Source organism: Stenotrophomonas sp. 01N47 (assembly GCF_056399165.1).
Window position 1 is genome coordinate 60,022 of record NZ_JBFTQU010000009.1, and the last position, 18,135, is coordinate 78,156.

Below are 18,135 nucleotides of genomic sequence, written 5' to 3' on the forward strand. Positions count from 1 at the left end.
CCGGGACATGCCCGGCACCCTTTGCATGTCAATCGGTAGCAGCGAGCCCTGCCCGGCGTGCTGCTGATCGCCCGGCATGAGATCCGCTCAGCGCGAAGTGCTGCGCGCGTAGTCGCTGGCGCAACCGGCAACAACGCGACCTTCGTCGGTGCGCATCACGATGTGCTGCGGGATCCAACTGCCACCGCTGAAAGCAACCGGAGGCAACAGGCGCTGCCACGCATCCTTGCCGACCGTATGCGAGGTGTCCATGCCCGCCTGGGCTAGCACTGGCGCAACCGCAACACCCCCCAGATCCGCGCCGAAGAAACCACCGAACGCCAGCGCAATCGTGTGCGTGGAAACGCCGTACGCCTGGACAGGCACCTGCAACCCGATCAGCAGCAGGTGCAGATCATCATCACCAACGGTGTAGTTCACCTCGTTGACCGAACGGACATCCTGCGGCCACTCGAACTGGGGCTGTTCGGAAAGCCGCTGCCAGAACGCCTGCAGCCGGCGCATGCCGCCTTCGTCGGCGCGGCAGTGGATCGCATCCTGCAGGTCCTGGACGTCAACAGCCGGTACCTGAGGTACGGCTGCCTTGTTATCTTTCGTGGAAGGCGCGCAGCCCAGTCGATAGCCGTCGCCCGCACTGCGCACGATGATCGACGTGGTGGGCGCCGACCATAATTCGAACGGCTCCCGCAGCGTGCTCGACTGCAGCCGCAAGCCGTGCGCAGCGACGATACGATCGCGCTGTGCGGGGTCCAGCGCAACCGAGAACCCGAACGCATCGACGAACAGCCGCGGCACTTCGACACCGTGGACGGTCATCGACTGTGGCGGAGTGATGACGGTCACCCGGTGATCGTCATCCTCACCCTCCTGCTCGAATCGCCAGTCGCGCAGGTACGGCAGTCGTTCGGCAGCGTCGGCGTAGCGTGCCGCGCGCAGGCGGTTGACGACGGCCTGCTGGACGTCCGCACTCGCGCCGCACTCAAGTACGTCCCGCAGGCCGTGCTGGAACAGCAGAGCATCGGCGTCAGCCGGCTGCGCAATGGCAGAGCCGCTGCAGGCGATCAGCAGCAGCGCCGAGGCGCAGGTCGTGCGGAAGAACATGGCAGGCGCTCCGGCCCTGGAACTGGCCGCTATTGTGCCCGTGAACGCCCTGAAGCTGTCCACTTGGGGATCAACAGTAGATCCACGCCATGCGTGGATGAAGCCAGGAGCATCCACGCATGGCGTGGATCCACGGCACGAACTCAAGCCTCGCGTGTCTCTACTTTGTGGTGTAACCACCGTTTACGAGGATGGTCTGCCCGGTCATCCACCAGCCGTCGGTCACCAGGAAGCGGATCCACGGCACGATGTCGGCGATGTCGGTCAGGCCGGTACGGGTGAATGCCGACAGCGCCGCGGCGGTCTTGTGATACGCCTGCGCATCGGCACTCTCGGCCGGATAGAAGAACGGCGTATCCATGGGCCCGGGACCGATCGCAGTCACCGAAATCCCACGCTCGCCAAATTCCTTCGATGCTGCGCGGGTGAAGTGTTCCACTGGCGCCTTGGTGCCGGCGTAGCTGGAATAGAACGGCGTGAACGCACCGAGCAGCGACGTCACCAGCGTGCAGATGCGGCCACCGTCGTTGACATGGCGTCCGGCCTCCTTGAGAAAGAAGAACGCCGTCTTCGCGTTGACCGCGCTCATCTGGTCGTACTCCGCTTCGCTGATCTCCAGCATCGGCTTCTTCAGCACTTTGCCGACAGTGTTGATGGCGATGTCCGGGCGACCGACGGCGGCAACCGCGTCGGCGAACAGCCGCTCCATCGCCGCGGCCGAGGTCAGATCGGCCTGCAACGCCACGGCCTTGGCACCTGCGGCCTGCACGGCTGCAACGGTCGCCTCGGCATCGTCCTGTGTAGCGGCGCTGTTGTAGTGGATGACGATGGCCTTGGCGCCCTGCTCGGCGAAGTCGCGAGCGATCAGCCCGCCGAGATTCTTGGCGCCACCTGCGATCAGCACGGTCTTGCCCTGGATACGGTGGTCGGTCATGGCATCGGTCCCGGAAAGGGGCTGCCGGACTGGCAACCCTGTGCTGACGACGATATCGTGCAGAAATCGCGGATAAAGCCCGCAACATTGACTTAACTTTCCAGAGCGGGCGAACAATGGACCGGATCGAGCGTTTCCGCATCTTTGCGCGGGTGGTGGAGTGCACCAGCTTCACCCGCGCCGCCGACCAGCTCGGCCTGCCCCGCTCCACCGTCTCAGCGGCCGTGGCAGAACTGGAACAGCGCCTGGGTACGCGCCTGCTGCAGCGCTCCACCCGCAGGGTCTCCACCACCCACGATGGCGACACGTTCTACGCGCGCTGCCTGCGCCTGATTGCCGAAATGGAAGATGCCGAGTCGCTGTTCCGCACGGACGACGCGCAGCCGAGGGGCTTGTTGAAGATCGATGTGCCCAGCCGCATCGGCCGCCGCATCATCGCCCCATCCCTGCCGGACTTCTTCGCACGGCACCCACAGGTCGAGCTGGATCTGGGCATGACCGACCGCGCGGTGAATCTGATCGAGGACGGCTGCGATGCGGTGCTGAGGGTGGGCCAGTTGGGTGACTCCAGCCTGGTGGCCCGCACGCTGGGCCAGCTGGACTTCGTCAACGTTGCCGCGCCTGCGTACCTGCACGAGCACGGCATACCGCAGCATCCTGCCGACATGCAGCAGCACCGCGCGGTGAACTATGCGTCGCCGACCACGGCGCGAGTAGAGCCATGGGAATGGCAGGACGGCGCACAGCTGCGCACGCTGCCGATGCCCGGCTGGGTGCGGGTGAACAACGCCGAGGCATCGATTGCCTGCTGTGTCGCGGGGCTGGGACTGCTGCAGATTCCGCGCTACGACGTGCAGGCGGAACTGCACTCTGGTGCGCTGGTGGAAGTGATGCCGCAGTACGTGGCGCAGCCGTTGCCGGTGACCCTGTTGCTGCCGCATCGGCAGCATCGCGCACAGCGCGTGCAGGTGTTCCTGGATTGGCTGGAGCCGCTGCTGCGTGAGCGACTGCAGTTGCAGGGGTGATCGGCCGGGCGGCTGCCCGGCACCCGCAGAGGCGACTGCAACTGCAACAGCCAGAGCGGCTCTGGGTTGTTGCTTGGTTGGCGGGGAGGAGGCAGATGGCGGGACACGCCGCAATTACCTCCCTGTAGGCTCGGCCACGGCATCCATGCCGTGGCCGGTCCCGCCACCTGCCCCCTCCCCGCCTCCGATCATTTCCCGATGACGGTTGGTGGATCCACGCCATGCGTGGATGAGGTGTATCGGAAAACACAAAGGGGTCGGATCCGTTTTCCAATGGAAAACGGATCTGACCCCAACCATCAGCACGCGGCTATTGCTGTTGCTTTTCGCTCTTCTTTTTTCTCTTCCTGCGGTGGAGGCCGCAGGAAACCGTCAGGGGCCGGGTGGGTGGGCTGGGCGGGGGTGTCAGCCGCATGGATGCGGCTGCCAAGCCTACAAGGACGTACTTGCGGCGTCCCCCGAACAGCCCACCCACCCGGCCCAGACAAGCGATCCCGCTTCTGAACCCCAACCGCAGAGGGGGCTCAGCCCGTTGGCCGGGAAACCCGGGGCATTACGCCCCGGATTCGTCCGGCTTGACCCGGAACCACGCTGCATACAGCGCCGGCAGGAACACCAGCGTCAGCACCGTGCCCACGATCAATCCACCCATGATCGAAATCGCCATCGAGCCGTAGAACGCACTGCGCGACAGCGGAATCATCGCCAGCACCGCCGCCAGCGCGGTCAGCACGATCGGGCGGAAACGCCGCACCGTCGCATCGATGATCGAATGCCAGCGGTCATGCCCGGCATCAATGTCCTGCTGGATCTGGTCGATCAGGATCACTGAATTACGCATGATCATGCCCGCCAGCGCGATGGTGCCCAGCAGCGCCACGAAGCCGAACGGCGCGCGGAACAGCAGCAGGAACAACGTCGCACCGATGATGCCCAACGGCGCGGTCACCAGCACCATCGCCGCACGCGAGAAGCTGCGCAGCTGCAGCATCAGCAGCGTGGCCACCACGATCAGGAACAGCGGCATGCCGGCCTTGATCGAGTTCTGCCCGCGAGCCGAATCCTCCACCGAGCCGCCGGTCTCCAGCAGGTAGCCGCTGGGCAGGTCGGCACGGATGCCATCCAGGGTCGGCACGATCTGCTGCACCACGTCCAGCGGCTGCATGCCATCGCTGATGTCGGCACGCACGGTCACCGTCGGCAAACGGTTGCGGTGCCAGATGATGCCGTCCTCGAAGGCGTATTCCAGCCGCGCGACCTGCGACAGCGTCACCGCGGTGCCGCTGCTGGTCGGGATCGCCAGGCTGCCGAGCAGGTCCAGCTGCGCACGCTCGTTGTCCGGGCCACGCAGCAGCATCTCGATCTGGCGGTTGCCTTCGCGATAGGTGCTCACGCTCATGCCCGACAACGAGCTGCTGAGGAACTGGCTGACCTGCGCACTGCTGACGCCCAGCGCGCGGGCGCGGTCCTGGTCGATCACCAGCCGCACCACCTTGCTCGGCTCGCTCCAGTCCAGGTTCACGTTCATCACGTGCGGGTTTTCGCGCACCTTGGCCTCGACCTGGCGCGCGATCGCCTGCACCTGCGCGATGTGCTCGCCGGACACACGCATCTGCACCGGATAGCCGACCGGTGGCCCGTTCTCCAGGCGCGTCACACGCATCTGCACATCCGGGAACTGCCTGATCACGTCCTTCAGCATCCAGTCGCGGGTCGATTCGCGGGCCTTGGCGTCTTCGGTGAGCACCACGAACTGGGCGAAGTTGGTGGCCGGCAGCTGCTGGTCCAGCGGCAGGTAGAAGCGCGGCGAACCGGTGCCGACGTAGGCCACGTAGTTGCTGATGCCTTCGCGCCCCTTCAGCAGCTTCTCCAGCTTGTCGGCCTGTGCCTGGGTCGCGGCCAGCGACGCACCTTCGGCCAGCTCGATGTCCACCATCAGTTCCGGGCGGGTCGAGTCGGGGAAGAACTGCTGTGGCACGAAGCGGAACAGCATCAACGAACCGATGAACAGGGCGATGGTCGCAGCGATCACCCACCAGCGATGGCGCAGGCAGGTATCCAGGAAAGCCCGGAAGCGCGTGTAGAACGGCCGCTGGTACGGATCATGATCGTGCGCATGCTCCTTCGGCGCGATCCAGCGCGCGAGTGACGGATGCCGGTCGGCCCACTGCAGGCGCTTGGCGCGCCAGCGGCCGGCCAGGCTGTCCGGCTTCGGCAGCTGCGGGTTGAACAGGTCCGGCAGCATCTTGTCACCCAGGTACGGGATGAACAGCACTGCGGCAATCCACGACACCACCAGCGCGATGGTCACCACCTGGAACAGCGAGCGGGTGTATTCACCGGTGCTTGATGCAGCGGTGGCGATGGGCAGGAAGCCAGCAGCGGTGATCAGGGTGCCGGTCAGCATCGGGAAGGCCGTGGACTCCCAGGCGAAACTGGCCGCGCGCAGGCGGTCGTAGCCCTGCTCCATCTTGGTGGCCATCATCTCCACCGCGATGATCGCATCGTCCACCAGCAGGCCCAAGGCCAGCACCAGTGCACCCAGCGAGATCTTGTGCAGGCCGATGTCGAAGTAGTGCATGACGAAGAAGGTCATCGCCAGCACCAACGGGATGGTCACGCCCACCACCAGGCCGGTACGCAGGCCCAGCGAGAAGAAGCTGACCAGCAGCACGATCACCACCGCTTCGGTGAGCACCTGCACGAACTCGCCCACCGACTCTTCCACCGCATGCGGCTGGTCGGACACCTTGCGCAGCTGCATGCCGGCCGGCAGGGTCTTCTGCAGGCGTTCGAACTCGGCATCCAGGGTGGCACCAAGCTTGAGGATGTCACCGCCGTCCTTCATCGCCACCGCCAGGCCGATCGCATCCTGGCCCATGAAGCGCATCTTCGGCGAGGCCGGATCGGCAAAGCCACGCTTGACCTCGGCGATGTCGCCCAGATGCAGCGTGCGTTCGCCGGCCTGGATCGGGAATTTGCGGATGTCCTCGATCGAATCGAACTGACCGGTCACGCGCAGCTGCACGCGGTCGGTCGGGGTTTCGAAGAAGCTGGTGGCGCTGACCGCGTTCTGGTCGGCCAGCGCCTGCTGCACCTGTTGCAGCGATACGCCCAGCGTGGCCAGCTTGGTGTTGGACAGCTCGATCCACACCTTCTCGTCCTGCAGGCCGACCAGGTCGATCTTGCCGACGTCGGGCACGCGCTGCAGTTCCAGCTGGATGCGGTCGGCATAGTCGCGCATCACCGCGTAGTCGAAGCCTTCGCCGGTCAACGCATAGATGTTGCCGAAGGTGTCGCCGAACTCATCGTTGTAGAAGGGCCCGACGATCTCCCTCGGCAGCGTCGCGCGGATATCGCCCACGCGCTTGCGCACCTGGTACCACAGGTCCGGAATCTGCTTGGAGCGCAGGCTGTCGCGCGCCATGAAGATCACCTGCGATTCGCCCGGCCGCGAGTACGAACGGATGAATTCGTACTCGCCGGTGTTCATCAGCGCTTTTTCGATCGGCTCGGTCACCTGCCGCGAGACCTGCTCGGCGGTGGCGCCCGGCCACATCGTGCGTACCACCATCGCCTTGAAGGTGAAGGGCGGATCTTCAGACTGGCCCAGGTGCTTGTACGACCAGGCACCGATGACGGCGAACGCCAGCATCGCGAACAACACCAGCGCACGGTTGCCCAGCGCCCATTCGGAGAGATTGAAGCGGCGCACGGGTCAGTGCCCCTTGCCTGCGGCCGGCGCCGGCTTGGCGGCCGACGGTGCCAGCACCGGGCGGTTCTGGCGGTCGACCGGCGTCACCACCTGGCCTTCGCGCAGCAGATGGCCGCCGGCAGCGACCACCCAGTCCGTCGCGCCCACGCCGGACACGACGGGCACGGCCTGCGCGCCGTAGGCACCCACCTGCACCGGCGTTGCCTTCAATGCACCATTGGACGGATTGACCACCCACACGCTGGCCTTGCCATCACTGCCGCGCAGCACAGCCGCCAGCGGCAGCTGCAACGCACCACTGCGCCCGGCGGTGGCAAACACCCGCGCACTCTGGCCCAGTTCCACTTCGCTCAGTGCTTCCGGCGCCAGGCTCACGCGCGTGGCATAGGTGCGCGCCTGTGCATCGGCGGCCGGGGCGATCTCGCGCAGGGTGCCCGGCAACAGCTGGCCCGGACGGTTCCACAGTTCCACCTGCACCGACTGGCCGACCTTGTAGTCGCGGATGCTGCTTTCCGGCAGCGCGATCAGCACCTCACGGCCACCATCGGCGGCCAGGGTGAACACCGTCTGCCCCGCGCTCACGACCTGCCCGGCTTCGGCCTGGCGGCTGGCGATCACGCCTTCGGCGGGTGCGCGCAGCTGCGCGTACTCGGCCTGGTTGCGGGCCACGGCGAGGTTGGCCCGGGCAGCGTTGGCCTGGCCCTGTGCAGCCTTGAATGCCGCCGTCTGCTGGTCCAGTGCCGAGCGGCTCACCAGCTGGTCTTCCGCCAGCTTGGCATAGCGCTTCTGGTCATCGCGCGCGCGCACCAGGTCTGCTTCCGCCGCCGCCAGCTGCGCCTGCGATGCCGCCGCCTGCGAGGCGTAGTCGGCCGCATCCAGCTCGGCCAGCAGCTGGCCCTTCTTCACCCGCTCGCCTGCGTCGACGAGGCGCTTGACCAGGTTGCCGCCAACCCGGAACGACAGTGGGCTTTCCTGGCGGGCACGCACCTCGCCGGGGTAGGCGGCCGCGGCCTGTCCATCCTGCGTGGTGGGATGCACCACCAGCACCGGGATGGCCGCCACCGGCTCGGCGGCCTGCTTGCCGCACGCTGCCAACACCACGACCAGTACGCCTACGCCCAACCAACGCATGTTTTTCATGAGGTACAGGACCTGAAAAGAAATCCGGGGGGAACGCGCCGGCAACATACTGTTGCAACGCGGACATTAGTGAACCAGCCGGTATAGTATAAATATCGAACCGCTTGGTCTAGTATTAGCGGAATGAGTTCTCCCACTTCCCGAAAGCCGACGGCCAAGCCCGCTGCCAAGGCTGCCGGTCCCGGGCGCCCCAAGGATCTGGGCAAGCGCGCGGCGATACTCGAGGCAGCCAAGACACTGTTCATCGAACAGGGCTACAGCGGCGTGAGCATGGACAGCATTGCTGCCCAGGCCGGCGTCTCGAAGCTGACCGTCTATAGCCATTTCGGCGACAAAGAGACCCTGTTCTCCGAAGCTGTGCAGTCCAAATGCATCGAGATGCTGCCCGACGCGCTGTTCGTGGCCAACGTGGAAGGCCCCCTGCGCGACCAGTTGTTGGGCATCGGCATGGCGTTCTTCGAGATGATCACCTCCGACGCGGCCCTGTCGATCCAACGGGTGATGATGGCCCCGGAGACCGATGAGCGCCTGCGCGAACTGTTCTGGCAGGCGGGGCCCCAACGCACCTGCGAGGCGCTGGCCGACTTCATGCGCATGCGTGCCGAGCGCGGCGAACTGGACATCCCCGACTGCTACATCGCCGGCCAGCAGTTCCTGACCCTGGTGAAGGGCGAAGTGCACATGCATATGATGTGCGGCATGCCACTGTCACCCGTCGAGACCGATGCTGCGATCCATGTGGCCGCCAGTGTGGATTTCTTCCTGCGCGCCTACGCGCCGCGGGGGGCTGGGAACGCTGGATAACCAAAACTGAACGAACCGGAGGTCGCGATGACTTCCGGCACTGCGACCCCGGCCACCCCGCAGCTGATGCTCTGGGCGCGCCGCCGGCCTCCGGCACCGGTAAAATGGCCGGCCCACTGCGCTGGATTTGAACCTCATGACGATTGATTACGCCCACGCCCGCGAACTGATGGTGGAACAGCAGATCCGTCCCTGGGACGTGCTGGACATCAAGGTGCTCGACGTCCTGGCCCGCCTGCCGCGCGAGGCCTTTGTCGCCGACGCGCACCGGGCGCTGGCCTATGCCGATGTCGAACTGCCGATCGGCAACGGCCAGAAGATGATGAAGCCGGTCATCGAGGGCCGTACCCTGCAGGCACTGGATCTGCAGCCAGGTGACGAAGTGCTGGAAATCGGCACCGGCAGCGGCTTCCTGTCGGCCTGCATCGGCGCGCTGGCGCGCGACGTGCTGAGCCTGGAAATCGATCCGGAACTGGCCGCCGCTGCGCGCGCCCGCCTGGATGCCACCGGCCTGGGCACCAACGTGCGCGTGGAAGTGGCTGATGGCCTGTCCTGGCAGACCGAACGCCGCTTCGACGTGATCTGTGTCACTGGCGCCGTCGACGTGGTGCCGTCACAGTTTGCTTCGTGGTTGCGTCCGGGTGGTCGCCTGTATGTCATCCAGGGCCGTTCGCCGGCGATGGAAGCACTGCTGGTGAAGGCCGATGGCAGCACCGAGTCGCTGTTCGAGACCGATATCGATTACCTGCGTGGTGCCGCCCCGGCCCCCCAGTTCCACCTCTGAGTCCAAGGAAGCCGCAATGATCCGCCGATCCCTCGCTGTTGCGCTGGCCACTGCCCTGCTGCCGTTGTCCGCCCATGCCGCCGACCTGCTGCAGGTCTATGAAATGGCGCGCAATGGTGACCCGCAGCTGTCCGCCGCCGAATCCACCCGGCTGTACGACAAGGAAGGCGCCGTGCAGGCGCGTGCTGCCCTGCTGCCGCAGATCAATGGCCGGGCCCAGTTGAACCGTTCGCGCAGCGAGCCGAATGCCGACGCCAACTCCGGCTCGTTCACCAGCAAAAGTCGCAACTATACGGTCGATGGCACCCAGACGCTGTTCAATTGGACGCAGATCAACAACCTGCGTTCGCAGCGCGAGCTGAGCAAGGCGGCTGATTTCACCCTCGACTCGGCCAACGACAACCTGATCGTGCGCACCTCGGCGGCCTACTTCAACGTGCTGGTGGCGATCGAATCGCTGAACGCAGCACAGACCAACGAAGCGGCCGCGAAGAAGCAGTTCGACTTCGCCGACAAGCGCCTGGAAGTGGGCTTGGCGCCGATCACCGACGTGCACGAAGCACGCGCCCAGTACGACCAGGCGCGCGCCAACGCGATCGTTGCGCAGAACACGCTGGCCGACAACTACCAAGCCCTGACCGAACTGACCGGCCAGCCGGTGATGAACCTGAAGGGCCTGCCGGCCGATTTCCGTCCGGAAGTGCCGGCCAACCGCGGCAATCTGGACCAGCTGGTTCAGCAGGCGACCACGCAGAATCCGGCGCTGAAGGCGCAGGAGCTGAAGGTCGGTGCCGCCGAAGCCGGCGTGCAGGCCGCCCGTGGTGGCCACTACCCGACCCTGTCGCTGGGCGGCAGCTGGGGCAAGAGCGCGACCTGGGGCGACAGCGTCGGTGCCGGTTCGCTCTCACCCGATGCACGCACCAACAGCATCGGCCTGACCCTGAGCGTGCCGATCTTCTCTGGCGGCGCCACCCAGTCCGGCGTGCGCCAGGCGCTGGCCCAGCGTGACATCGCCCAGGATGGTTTCGAGCAGCAGAAGCGTGCCCTGGACCGCAATACCCGCAACGCCTACCAGACCCTGGTGCAGGGCATCAGCGAAGTGGAAGCCCGCCGCCTGGCCGTGGTTTCCGCACAGAGCGCCTACGATGCCTCGCAGGTCGGCCTGGAAGTGGGTACCCGCACGGTGCTGGACGTGATCCAGAACCAGCGCATCCTGTTCTCCGCACAGCTGGATTACGCGCAGGCCCGCTACAACTTCCTGCAGAACCGCCTGCTGCTGAGCCAGGCCGTGGGTGGCCTGGATGTCGCCGAGCTGCAGGACATCAACCGCCTGCTGACCCAGGACGCGGGCAACCCGTCCACGACCACGAACTGAGTCGGCGCCACCGGTCTGATCGAAAAGCCACCCTCGCGGGTGGCTTTTTTTTGGCTCGCCACGCCGGCAGGTCTACCTGGAACACCAGACATATCGGTGGACGAGCCTGCCGCCCAGCAACACAAGCAGGACCATCAGCACCGGTACGAAAGTGCGGGCCATGACGGCCGGCAACAAGCACAGTGCGGTCGCCACAGGTGCGAGCACCATCGGGAGGAGCCTGCGCTCGTCGGTCGCCGCCCTTGCCTGGCATTGGCTGCGGGCAACGCCGGCGCACATGGCGGCCAGTACCAGCAGGCCTGCAGGCCCCGGCAGCTGTGGAAGCCAGCTCTCCGGCAGCAACAACGCCAATACCGCGCCCAGCACGGTCAGTGCAAGCGTCAGCAACAAGCGTGCGTTGGCGCCCGCATTGCCGCACGCCGACGGGCAGACCTCCAACCCCAACCGCGCGGCCAGCAACAGCAACACGATCTGCAGGGCCGCCAGCCCCGCGCCGCCCGCCAACGGCAACAGTGGCAGCAACCATTGCAGCTGCGGCACACCCTGCAATGCCACCGACAGCGGTCGCGTGCTGGCCAGCGCGGCAAACTCGACCAGGCCCGACTGCAACGCAGCCAGTACCATCAGCCACACCATCGCCAACAGCACCGCTGCGCCGGCAGCTCTGGAAATCTGCGAACGAGCGCGCGGGACCGTGCCGCAGAATCCCGCCAGCAGGCCTGCACCGAGCAGCACACCGAGCAATGCCACGCTCGCTGCAAGCACGCCGCCCAACCCAAAGCGATAGGGCGCGATGGCCGAGGGCAGCCACGGAATCCAATGGGCGTAGTGCACATGGCGAGCCGCCAGCAACAACAGCAGCAAGCCAACGCCCAGCTTCACCGTCAGCAATGCACAGGCCAGCAACAGCGCGCGCGGGATCCGCAGCAAAGCGGTGGCCGCCCCCAGCAGCAACAGCATGATCGACGCCGCCATCGGCAACGGCATCCACTGTGCGGGCACGGCATCGATGACCTCCGCGGCTGCGTACAGATGGCGTGCCATCGATTGCGCCAGGCCTGCGATGGTCACCGTCAGTTCCAGCAGCAGGGCAATCACCAGTACATCCGCAGACAGCTTGCCCCAGGCGGCACGCAGCAGACCATGAAGACCGGAAGCATCCGGCGAGCGCCGCATCGCCATGCGCAGGCAGTACAGCATCGGCAGCGCGCCCAGCGCCGCCAGCAACAGGCTGAGGACAATGGCGGGCCCCGCCTGCGCCGCCGTGTGCTGGCCGACCAGCACGACAACGCTGCCGCCCATCAGCAGGGTCAGCGCCACCACCAGCAGATGGTCGGTGCCCAGCCCTCCGGTCTTCGCACTGCCCCGCAGCGCGCCTCCGTTGTCGGCAATCATTCAAAGCTCCCTTGATGTCGTCCAAGCGTGGTCGACAGCAGGCTGGCAGCCTGATGGGGAAAAGCGGAATCGGAATCGGCGCCGTAGGCACCATGATGTGACAGCCTGCACGCAGCCGACGGCACAAGCGGTCCGGCTACGACAGATTCAACACCGTCAAGCAGACTTAATGCAGGCGATCACGACAGAGCCACCTGGGAAGACGCCTGGCGGCAACACGCGGGCTCAGGCCAGCGGAGGCGGCAAATGCGGAGCCACCAGCTGCAGCGTCCGTTGCAGCGCGCCGCGACCATTGCTGACCAGCGTGCAACCCGCGCGGGCCATGTCCTCACGCGCCTGCGCGTCGTCGAGCAGGTGCAGCAGCAGATCACCCACCGCCTGCACGTCCTCACCGATCAGCAGTGCGCCGGCCTCACGCATGCGCCGCGAGATCTCGGCGAAGTTGTGCAGGTGCGGGCCAGTCACCGCTGCGGTGCCCATTGCCGCAGGCTCCAGCAGGTTGTGGCCGCCGATGGCCTGCAGGCTGCCCCCGACGAAAGCGACCTGGGCGCAGCCATAGAACGGCATCAGTTCGCCCAGCGTGTCGATGACGAATACATCGCTGCCTGCCGCTGGCCACTGCTGCGCGCGCCGCGTCGCCACGCTCCAGCCCTGCTCGCGGGCCAGCGCCTCCACCTTGGGGAAGCGCTCCGGGTGCCGCGGCGCCCACAGCAGCAGCAGGTCCGGATGCTGCTGGCGCAGGCGGCGGTGCAGGTCGATCACTGCCTGCTCTTCGCCGTCATGTGTGCTGGCCGCGATCCACACCGGGCGCGTGGCAGGCACATGGGCATGGAACTGTTCGATGAAGGGCTGCACGTCCGGCGTGGCGATGTCGAACTTCAGGTTGCCCAGTGCCTGCACCTGTTCCGGCGCCGCGCCCAACTGCACGAACCGCGCAGCGTCATCCTGCGACTGTGCGGCCACGCAGGTGACCGTGCGCAGCGCACGCCGGATCAACGCCGCCAGCACGCGGTAGCCGCGCAGCGATCGGGCCGACAGGCGCGCATTGAGGATGTAGACCGGAATGCGACGGTCGCGGCAACCGAACAGCATGTTCGGCCACAGCTCGGTTTCCAGGATCAGCGCCAGGCTGGGCTGGAAGTGCCCCAGGAAACGGTTGACGCTGCCCGGCACGTCGTACGGCAGGTACACGTGGTCCAGCGCATCGCCCCACAGCGCGCGCACCCGTTCCGAGCCGGTCGGGGTGATGGTGGTGATGACCCAGCGGATATCCGGCCGCTGCTCGCGCAGCGCATTGACCAGCGGCGCAGCGGCGTTGACCTCGCCCACCGAGACCGCATGCAGCCAGACCCGCGGCTGGCCGCTCGGCTGCGGATAGGACGCATACCGTTCATCCCAGCGCCGGAAGTATTCACGGACCCGGAAGCCGCGCCAGACCAGGTGGTACACGGTGATCGGCAGCAGGAGGTACAGCACGGCCGAGTACAGGCCACGCAGGATCCATTCGACAGGGTCTTTACGCATGCGGCAAGGATACGGGAGCCCCCCGGGAAAGACACGCGGCCGGGTTGGTAGAATGGCGGCATGTCCGATGCCACCACCGCCGTCCGTCCGTCGCTGCGTGATCCACGCAACTGGCCGATGTTTGCCGTCATGTTCACTGCCTTCGGGATCGCCCGGCTGCCGTGGATGCTGCAGCGCGCGCTCGGCCGCGGGGTCGGCTCGATCGCCTGGCGCCTGGCCGGCAGCCGCCGCCATGCCGCCGAGGTCAACCTCAAGCTGTGCTTCCCCGAGAAGGACGAGGCCTGGCGCAAGCGCCTGGTGCGCGACAGCTTCGATGCGCTGGGCGTCGGCATCTTCGAATGCGCGCGCTCCTGGTGGGGCAGCATCGACAGCATCCGCCCGCAGGTGCACATCGAAGGGCTGGAACACCTCAAGCAGATGCAGGCCGAGGGCCGCGGCGTGCTTCTGGTCTCGGGCCATTTCATGACCCTGGAGATGTGCGGCCGCCTGCTGTGCGACCACGTCGACCTTTCGGGCATGTACCGCAAGCACAAGAACCCGGTGTACGAGTGGGCGGTGAAGTTCGGCCGCCTGCGCTACGCCAAGGCGATGTATGCCAACGAGGACATCCGCGCGACGGTGCGCCATCTGAAGAAGGGCGGCTTCCTCTGGTACGCGCCCGACCAGGACATGCGCGGCAAGGACACCGTGTTCGTGCCGTTCTTCGGCCACACCGCATCCACCATCACCGCGACCCACCAGCTGGCGCGGATGACCGGTTGCGCGGTCATCCCCTACTTCCATCGCCGCGAAGGCGGGAAATACTTCCTGAAGATTGGTGCGCCGCTGGAGAATTTCCCCAGCGAAGACGTCGAGGCCGATACCGCGCGGGTCAACCAGGCCATCGAACAGATGGTGCGCGAGGCACCGGACCAGTATCTGTGGATCCATCGCCGCTTCAAGCGCCAGCCAGGTGGGCGGAGCGATTTCTACAAGTGAGATGACGGGCGGTCGGGAGCACCCCATCCACGCATGGCGTCGGGCTGCTGATCGGCATTCCCAGTAGATCCACGCCATGCGTGGATGCTCTCCGTTCCGACACCGGAATCTACAACGGCCAACGACACCACGCATGCGGGTATTTCCCCAACTCGCCGGCCAGTCCGGCCCGCACCGGATTGGCCAGGATGTACATCGCCTTCTCATGAAGGGATTCATCGGTGCGTACCGCATGGTCGTGGTAGCCGTGCTGCCAGAGTGGTCCTTTCCGTCCCAGTTGCCGATTCAGCAGCCGACTGCTGCGTGATTTGAGTACGGCCATGCACTGGGCCAGCGTTCCCTTCTGCAGTTCCATCAGCCAGTGCAGGTGGTCGGGCATCACCACCCAGGCATGGCTGTGGCTGAAACCGTTGCGTTCGATGAAACGCAGGGTATCGACCAGAACCGCCACGTTGGCGGCATCGGCGAACAAGGGGGTACGGCCAACGGTCGCCGTGGTCAGGGAATAGATGTTGCCCGTGCGGGAGTAGCGACCGTAACGGAGTCTGGGGCTGGCCATGGGCACAGACTGCGGGTTGCGCGACCCTGCGTGCATTGGCGGACCACCTCGCGGCAGGTCGGGAAAAGCCGCGACGACGGCCAATGTTCATGGGAAAGCCCATCCACGCATGGCGTGGATCTACTGATCGGCATCTCCGGTGGATCCACGCCATGCGTGGATACGACCACCCGCCCCGCGCAATCCAGTAGATCCACGCCATGCGTGGATACGACCACCCACCCCGCGCAATCCAGTAGATCCACGCCATGCGTGGATAGGCCCCAACCCGCACACGCAAGTAGATCCGCGCCATGCGTGGATACGCCCAACCACCCCGAGCAATCCAGTAGATCCACGCCATGCGTGGATGCGGAGATTACCCGGCGCCCGGCTGATCATCCGGTTCGCGCGCCAGCAACGTGCCGACGAACAGCGCGGCGAGCAGGACGGTCAAGCCGCCCCAGAACGCGGAATAGAACGCCAGGTGCGTATTGAGCGGGAACACAGTGACCGCCAATGCCAGCATCGCCGGGCGTGCACGTTCGCGCGCCGGGGCCGGGGCGAAACGCCATGCCCGCCATGCCTGTGCCACCGCCGCCAGCCACAGCAATAGACCCAGCACGCCGGTCTCGGCAAGAATCTCCAGCACGATCTGGTGGGCGTGCAGCGCCGGCATCGTGCCCCACACCGCCGGCCCTTCATCCGCAACGCAATGGGGATAGGCATCGCGGAAGCCACGAGCGCCGACACCATTGATCGGATGCGCTTCGATCATGCAGGCCGCCGCGCTCCAGATGCGGGTACGGCCGGACAGCGCCTGTTCGACCCCGTCATCGCCACCTTCCCAGGCCATTGCCGTGCGCGCCACACGCTCTCGCAACTGCGGCACGCTGGCGGTCAGTACGCCCGCCGAGAGAACACCCACCAGCGCCAGCAGGCCCAGCCGCTTCCATCCCAGTTGGCGCACACCGCTGTAGACAACCACCAGGCCGAAGGTGATCCATGACGCTCGCGAGCCGGCCAGCAGCAGCACCACGCCCACCGCGGCGACGGCCAGCAGCCAGCCCGCATTGCCGAAACGGCGCGCCACTGGCAACAACAGGAACGGCGAAAGACTGGCCAGCACCTGGCCGAACTTCAGGTTGCACGGTCCCAGCGCTCCGCTGAGACGATCAGCCAACGCGGCTTCTTCAGCCGGGCACAATGCGTGGCCGCTGATGGCCAGCTTGATCTGCTGCAGCGACCAGAACCAGGGGCTGGTGCCTGCCAGTGCCTGCACGAGCGCGTCGAGCGTCCACAGGCCGGTGATCACCGCCAACCCACCCAGGGTCAGGCGCCGCCGCTGCGGGGTGGCCACGGCGATCGCCACCAGCCACATGAAAGGCAGATAGCGAAGTCCCGCCGCAGCCTTGGTCCACGACGCCGACGGGTCCACGGCATCGAAGGCCGAGAACGCCTGCGGCAACCAGTAGCCGAGGAAAAGAATCGATGTCAGTGCCCACGCTGCCGGGCTCAGCAGATGCGGTCGATGCTGCACCCGGCGGATGACCATGCGTGCCGCGGCGTACAACGCTCCCAGGCCCAGCACCGTTTCGGCGATGCCTGGCAGCGGCCACAACGCGACGTAGGCCAGCACCCACCAGGGTGCCCAGCGGCCAGCGCGCTCGTCGCGCAGGGGCGGCGTGGCGTCAGCCAGCGAGGTCGGCATAAAGGCGGAGGGTATCGCGCTGCATGGCCTGCAGGGTAAACGGGATACGGCCCGGCAGCGATGGCGGCTGTGCCAGCAAGGCCAGCGCACGTTCACCCAGCAGCTGCGCATTGCCCAGCGGCACGGCGCCACTGGGCTGCAGCTGCTGCAGCAGTTCGCCCACGCCGCCGTGGTCCCAGCCCAGCACCGGCCTGCCGACCGACAACGCTTCGACCACGGTGCGACCGAAGGCCTCCGGCTTGTCAGACAGCTGCAGCACCAGATCGCTGGCGGCGTACGCCTGGGCGATGCGCGCGGTCGGCGTGCTGATGTGCACGGCCCCGGTCACGCCAAGCGCGTCTGCCTGCCTGCGCAGCTCTGCCACATAGGCTTCGCGGCCAGGCTCGTCGGTGCCCAGCATCCACAGCTGTGCCGGCACGCCTGCTGCGCGGACATCGGCCAGCAGCTGCAGCGCGTGGGCATGGCCTTTCAGCCGGGTGCCACGACCGGGCAGCAGCAACAGCGGTCCATCGACCTTGGCCAGCCAGGGATAGTCCGCCGCCAGCGCCAGCCGGGGCCGCCGATCGGCGCGGGCCACACGTGGGAACTGGCTGACATCCACCCCACGCGGGATCACCTGCAGCCTGTCGCCGGCCACCGTCGGGTAATGCGTGTGCACGTAGTCGCGCACGCTGTTGGATACACAGATCACGCGTTCGCCGCTGGTCATCACCGCGCTGTAGCGGCCGGGCGAATTCAGCCCATGCACGGTAGTGACCCAATGCGGGCGCTCCGCCGGCTGCATCGCACGGATCGCATACAGCCCCAGCCACGCCGGCAGGCGCGATCGGGCATGGACGATGTCGGCGCCCACTTCGGTGAACAAGCGGCGCAGGGTCGGCAGATGGCGCAGCGTCAGCAGCGACTTGCGGCCGATATCCAGGGTCAGGTGCTCGGCACCGCTGTCGAGCAGCGGCTGCACCAGACGACCACCGGCCGACACCACCAGCGCGCGATGGCCGGCAGCGACCAGGGCGGCCGCGATTTCAAGGGTCGAGCGCTCGACACCGCCGGAGTGCAGCGCCGGCAGCAACTGCACCACGGTCAATCGGCGCATCGAGGGGGCGGCCGC

At 66.5% G+C, this 18,135-nt stretch carries 14 protein-coding genes; 5 read left to right on the forward strand and 9 right to left on the reverse strand.

Annotated features, from left to right (window positions below; translation table 11 throughout):
- Positions 1-87 precede the first annotated feature (87 nt).
- Together AC1DKR_RS16345 and AC1DKR_RS16350 are read right to left on the reverse strand one after the other, a co-directional pair.
- On the reverse strand, positions 88-1,101 hold the full coding sequence (locus AC1DKR_RS16345; protein WP_478033667.1) for a hypothetical protein: 1,014 nt from the start codon (positions 1,099-1,101) through the stop codon (positions 88-90).
- Positions 1,102-1,261: 160 nt separating this feature from the next.
- Complete coding sequence (locus tag AC1DKR_RS16350) at positions 1,262-2,035, reverse strand: SDR family oxidoreductase (RefSeq protein WP_176019666.1); 774 nt, start codon at positions 2,033-2,035, stop codon at positions 1,262-1,264.
- 116 nt (positions 2,036-2,151) lie between these two features.
- Here AC1DKR_RS16350 and AC1DKR_RS16355 point away from each other — a divergent pair, with 116 nt between their 5' ends.
- On the forward strand, positions 2,152-3,060 hold the full coding sequence (locus AC1DKR_RS16355) for a LysR family transcriptional regulator (RefSeq protein ID WP_478033672.1): 909 nt from the start codon (positions 2,152-2,154) through the stop codon (positions 3,058-3,060).
- Positions 3,061-3,613: 553 nt separating this feature from the next.
- Here AC1DKR_RS16355 and AC1DKR_RS16360 read toward each other — a convergent pair.
- Together AC1DKR_RS16360 and AC1DKR_RS16365 are read right to left on the reverse strand one after the other, a co-directional pair.
- On the reverse strand, positions 3,614-6,775 hold the full coding sequence (locus AC1DKR_RS16360; protein WP_093817963.1) for an efflux RND transporter permease subunit: 3,162 nt from the start codon (positions 6,773-6,775) through the stop codon (positions 3,614-3,616).
- Positions 6,776-6,778: 3 nt separating this feature from the next.
- On the reverse strand, positions 6,779-7,915 hold the full coding sequence (locus AC1DKR_RS16365; RefSeq protein ID WP_478033675.1) for an efflux RND transporter periplasmic adaptor subunit: 1,137 nt from the start codon (positions 7,913-7,915) through the stop codon (positions 6,779-6,781).
- Between the two features lie 123 nt (positions 7,916-8,038).
- Here AC1DKR_RS16365 and AC1DKR_RS16370 point away from each other — a divergent pair, with 123 nt between their 5' ends.
- The 3 genes from AC1DKR_RS16370 to AC1DKR_RS16380 all read left to right on the forward strand — a co-directional run bounded on the left by AC1DKR_RS16370 (position 8,039) and on the right by AC1DKR_RS16380 (position 10,878).
- Entirely contained in the window at positions 8,039-8,719 is a 681-nt protein-coding gene (locus AC1DKR_RS16370; RefSeq protein WP_478033678.1) for a TetR/AcrR family transcriptional regulator, read from the forward strand.
- A 136-nt stretch (positions 8,720-8,855) separates the two neighbouring features.
- The gene (locus tag AC1DKR_RS16375) at positions 8,856-9,503 is read left to right on the forward strand and encodes a protein-L-isoaspartate O-methyltransferase family protein (RefSeq protein WP_478033681.1); all 648 of its coding nucleotides are present in this window, start codon (positions 8,856-8,858) and stop codon (positions 9,501-9,503) included.
- Between the two features lie 16 nt (positions 9,504-9,519).
- Entirely contained in the window at positions 9,520-10,878 is a 1,359-nt protein-coding gene (locus AC1DKR_RS16380) for a TolC family outer membrane protein (RefSeq protein WP_442244370.1), read from the forward strand.
- 72 nt (positions 10,879-10,950) lie between these two features.
- Here AC1DKR_RS16380 and AC1DKR_RS16385 read toward each other — a convergent pair whose 3' ends face one another.
- Complete coding sequence (locus AC1DKR_RS16385) at positions 10,951-12,273, reverse strand: amino acid transporter (RefSeq protein WP_478033686.1); 1,323 nt, start codon at positions 12,271-12,273, stop codon at positions 10,951-10,953.
- A gap of 225 nt (positions 12,274-12,498) precedes the next feature.
- The gene (waaA, locus tag AC1DKR_RS16390) at positions 12,499-13,797 is read right to left on the reverse strand and encodes a lipid IV(A) 3-deoxy-D-manno-octulosonic acid transferase (protein WP_223496485.1); all 1,299 of its coding nucleotides are present in this window, start codon (positions 13,795-13,797) and stop codon (positions 12,499-12,501) included.
- A gap of 60 nt (positions 13,798-13,857) precedes the next feature.
- On the opposite strand from waaA, the gene AC1DKR_RS16395 reads away from it, so the two are divergent.
- Positions 13,858-14,775, forward strand: coding sequence for an LpxL/LpxP family Kdo(2)-lipid IV(A) lauroyl/palmitoleoyl acyltransferase (locus tag AC1DKR_RS16395; RefSeq protein WP_089236760.1), 918 nt, complete (start codon positions 13,858-13,860; stop codon positions 14,773-14,775).
- 109 nt (positions 14,776-14,884) lie between these two features.
- Here the strand turns inward: AC1DKR_RS16395 and AC1DKR_RS16400 are convergent, their stop codons facing one another.
- The 3 genes from AC1DKR_RS16400 to AC1DKR_RS16410 all read right to left on the reverse strand — a co-directional run bounded on the left by AC1DKR_RS16400 (position 14,885) and on the right by AC1DKR_RS16410 (position 18,120).
- On the reverse strand, positions 14,885-15,334 hold the full coding sequence (locus AC1DKR_RS16400) for an REP-associated tyrosine transposase (RefSeq protein ID WP_478033691.1): 450 nt from the start codon (positions 15,332-15,334) through the stop codon (positions 14,885-14,887).
- Positions 15,335-15,692: 358 nt separating this feature from the next.
- A complete protein-coding gene (locus AC1DKR_RS16405; protein WP_336032023.1) occupies positions 15,693-17,024 on the reverse strand; it encodes an O-antigen ligase family protein in 1,332 nt (443 codons plus the stop codon).
- Complete coding sequence (locus AC1DKR_RS16410; RefSeq protein WP_363731716.1) at positions 17,005-18,120, reverse strand: glycosyltransferase; 1,116 nt, start codon at positions 18,118-18,120, stop codon at positions 17,005-17,007. Before AC1DKR_RS16410 ends, AC1DKR_RS16405 begins: the two co-directional genes overlap by 20 nt.
- Positions 18,121-18,135: the final 15 nt, after the last annotated feature.

Bases quoted from the DNA above. Each gene is read 5' to 3' on its own strand.
- AC1DKR_RS16385 (WP_478033686.1), bottom strand. From the start codon at position 12,273: ATGATTGCCGACAACGGAGGCGCGCTGCGGGGCAGTGCGAAGACCGGA.
- AC1DKR_RS16345 (WP_478033667.1), bottom strand. From the start codon at position 1,101: ATGTTCTTCCGCACGACCTGCGCCTCGGCGCTGCTGCTGATCGCCTGC.
- AC1DKR_RS16365 (WP_478033675.1), bottom strand. From the start codon at position 7,915: ATGAAAAACATGCGTTGGTTGGGCGTAGGCGTACTGGTCGTGGTGTTG.
- waaA (WP_223496485.1), bottom strand. From the start codon at position 13,797: ATGCGTAAAGACCCTGTCGAATGGATCCTGCGTGGCCTGTACTCGGCC.
- AC1DKR_RS16400 (WP_478033691.1), bottom strand. From the start codon at position 15,334: ATGGCCAGCCCCAGACTCCGTTACGGTCGCTACTCCCGCACGGGCAAC.
- AC1DKR_RS16375 (WP_478033681.1), top strand. From the start codon at position 8,856: ATGACGATTGATTACGCCCACGCCCGCGAACTGATGGTGGAACAGCAG.
- AC1DKR_RS16395 (WP_089236760.1), top strand. From the start codon at position 13,858: ATGTCCGATGCCACCACCGCCGTCCGTCCGTCGCTGCGTGATCCACGC.
- AC1DKR_RS16380 (WP_442244370.1), top strand. From the start codon at position 9,520: ATGATCCGCCGATCCCTCGCTGTTGCGCTGGCCACTGCCCTGCTGCCG.
- AC1DKR_RS16410 (WP_363731716.1), bottom strand. From the start codon at position 18,120: ATGCGCCGATTGACCGTGGTGCAGTTGCTGCCGGCGCTGCACTCCGGC.
- AC1DKR_RS16370 (WP_478033678.1), top strand. From the start codon at position 8,039: ATGAGTTCTCCCACTTCCCGAAAGCCGACGGCCAAGCCCGCTGCCAAG.
- AC1DKR_RS16355 (WP_478033672.1), top strand. From the start codon at position 2,152: ATGGACCGGATCGAGCGTTTCCGCATCTTTGCGCGGGTGGTGGAGTGC.
- AC1DKR_RS16350 (WP_176019666.1), bottom strand. From the start codon at position 2,035: ATGACCGACCACCGTATCCAGGGCAAGACCGTGCTGATCGCAGGTGGC.
- AC1DKR_RS16405 (WP_336032023.1), bottom strand. From the start codon at position 17,024: ATGCCGACCTCGCTGGCTGACGCCACGCCGCCCCTGCGCGACGAGCGC.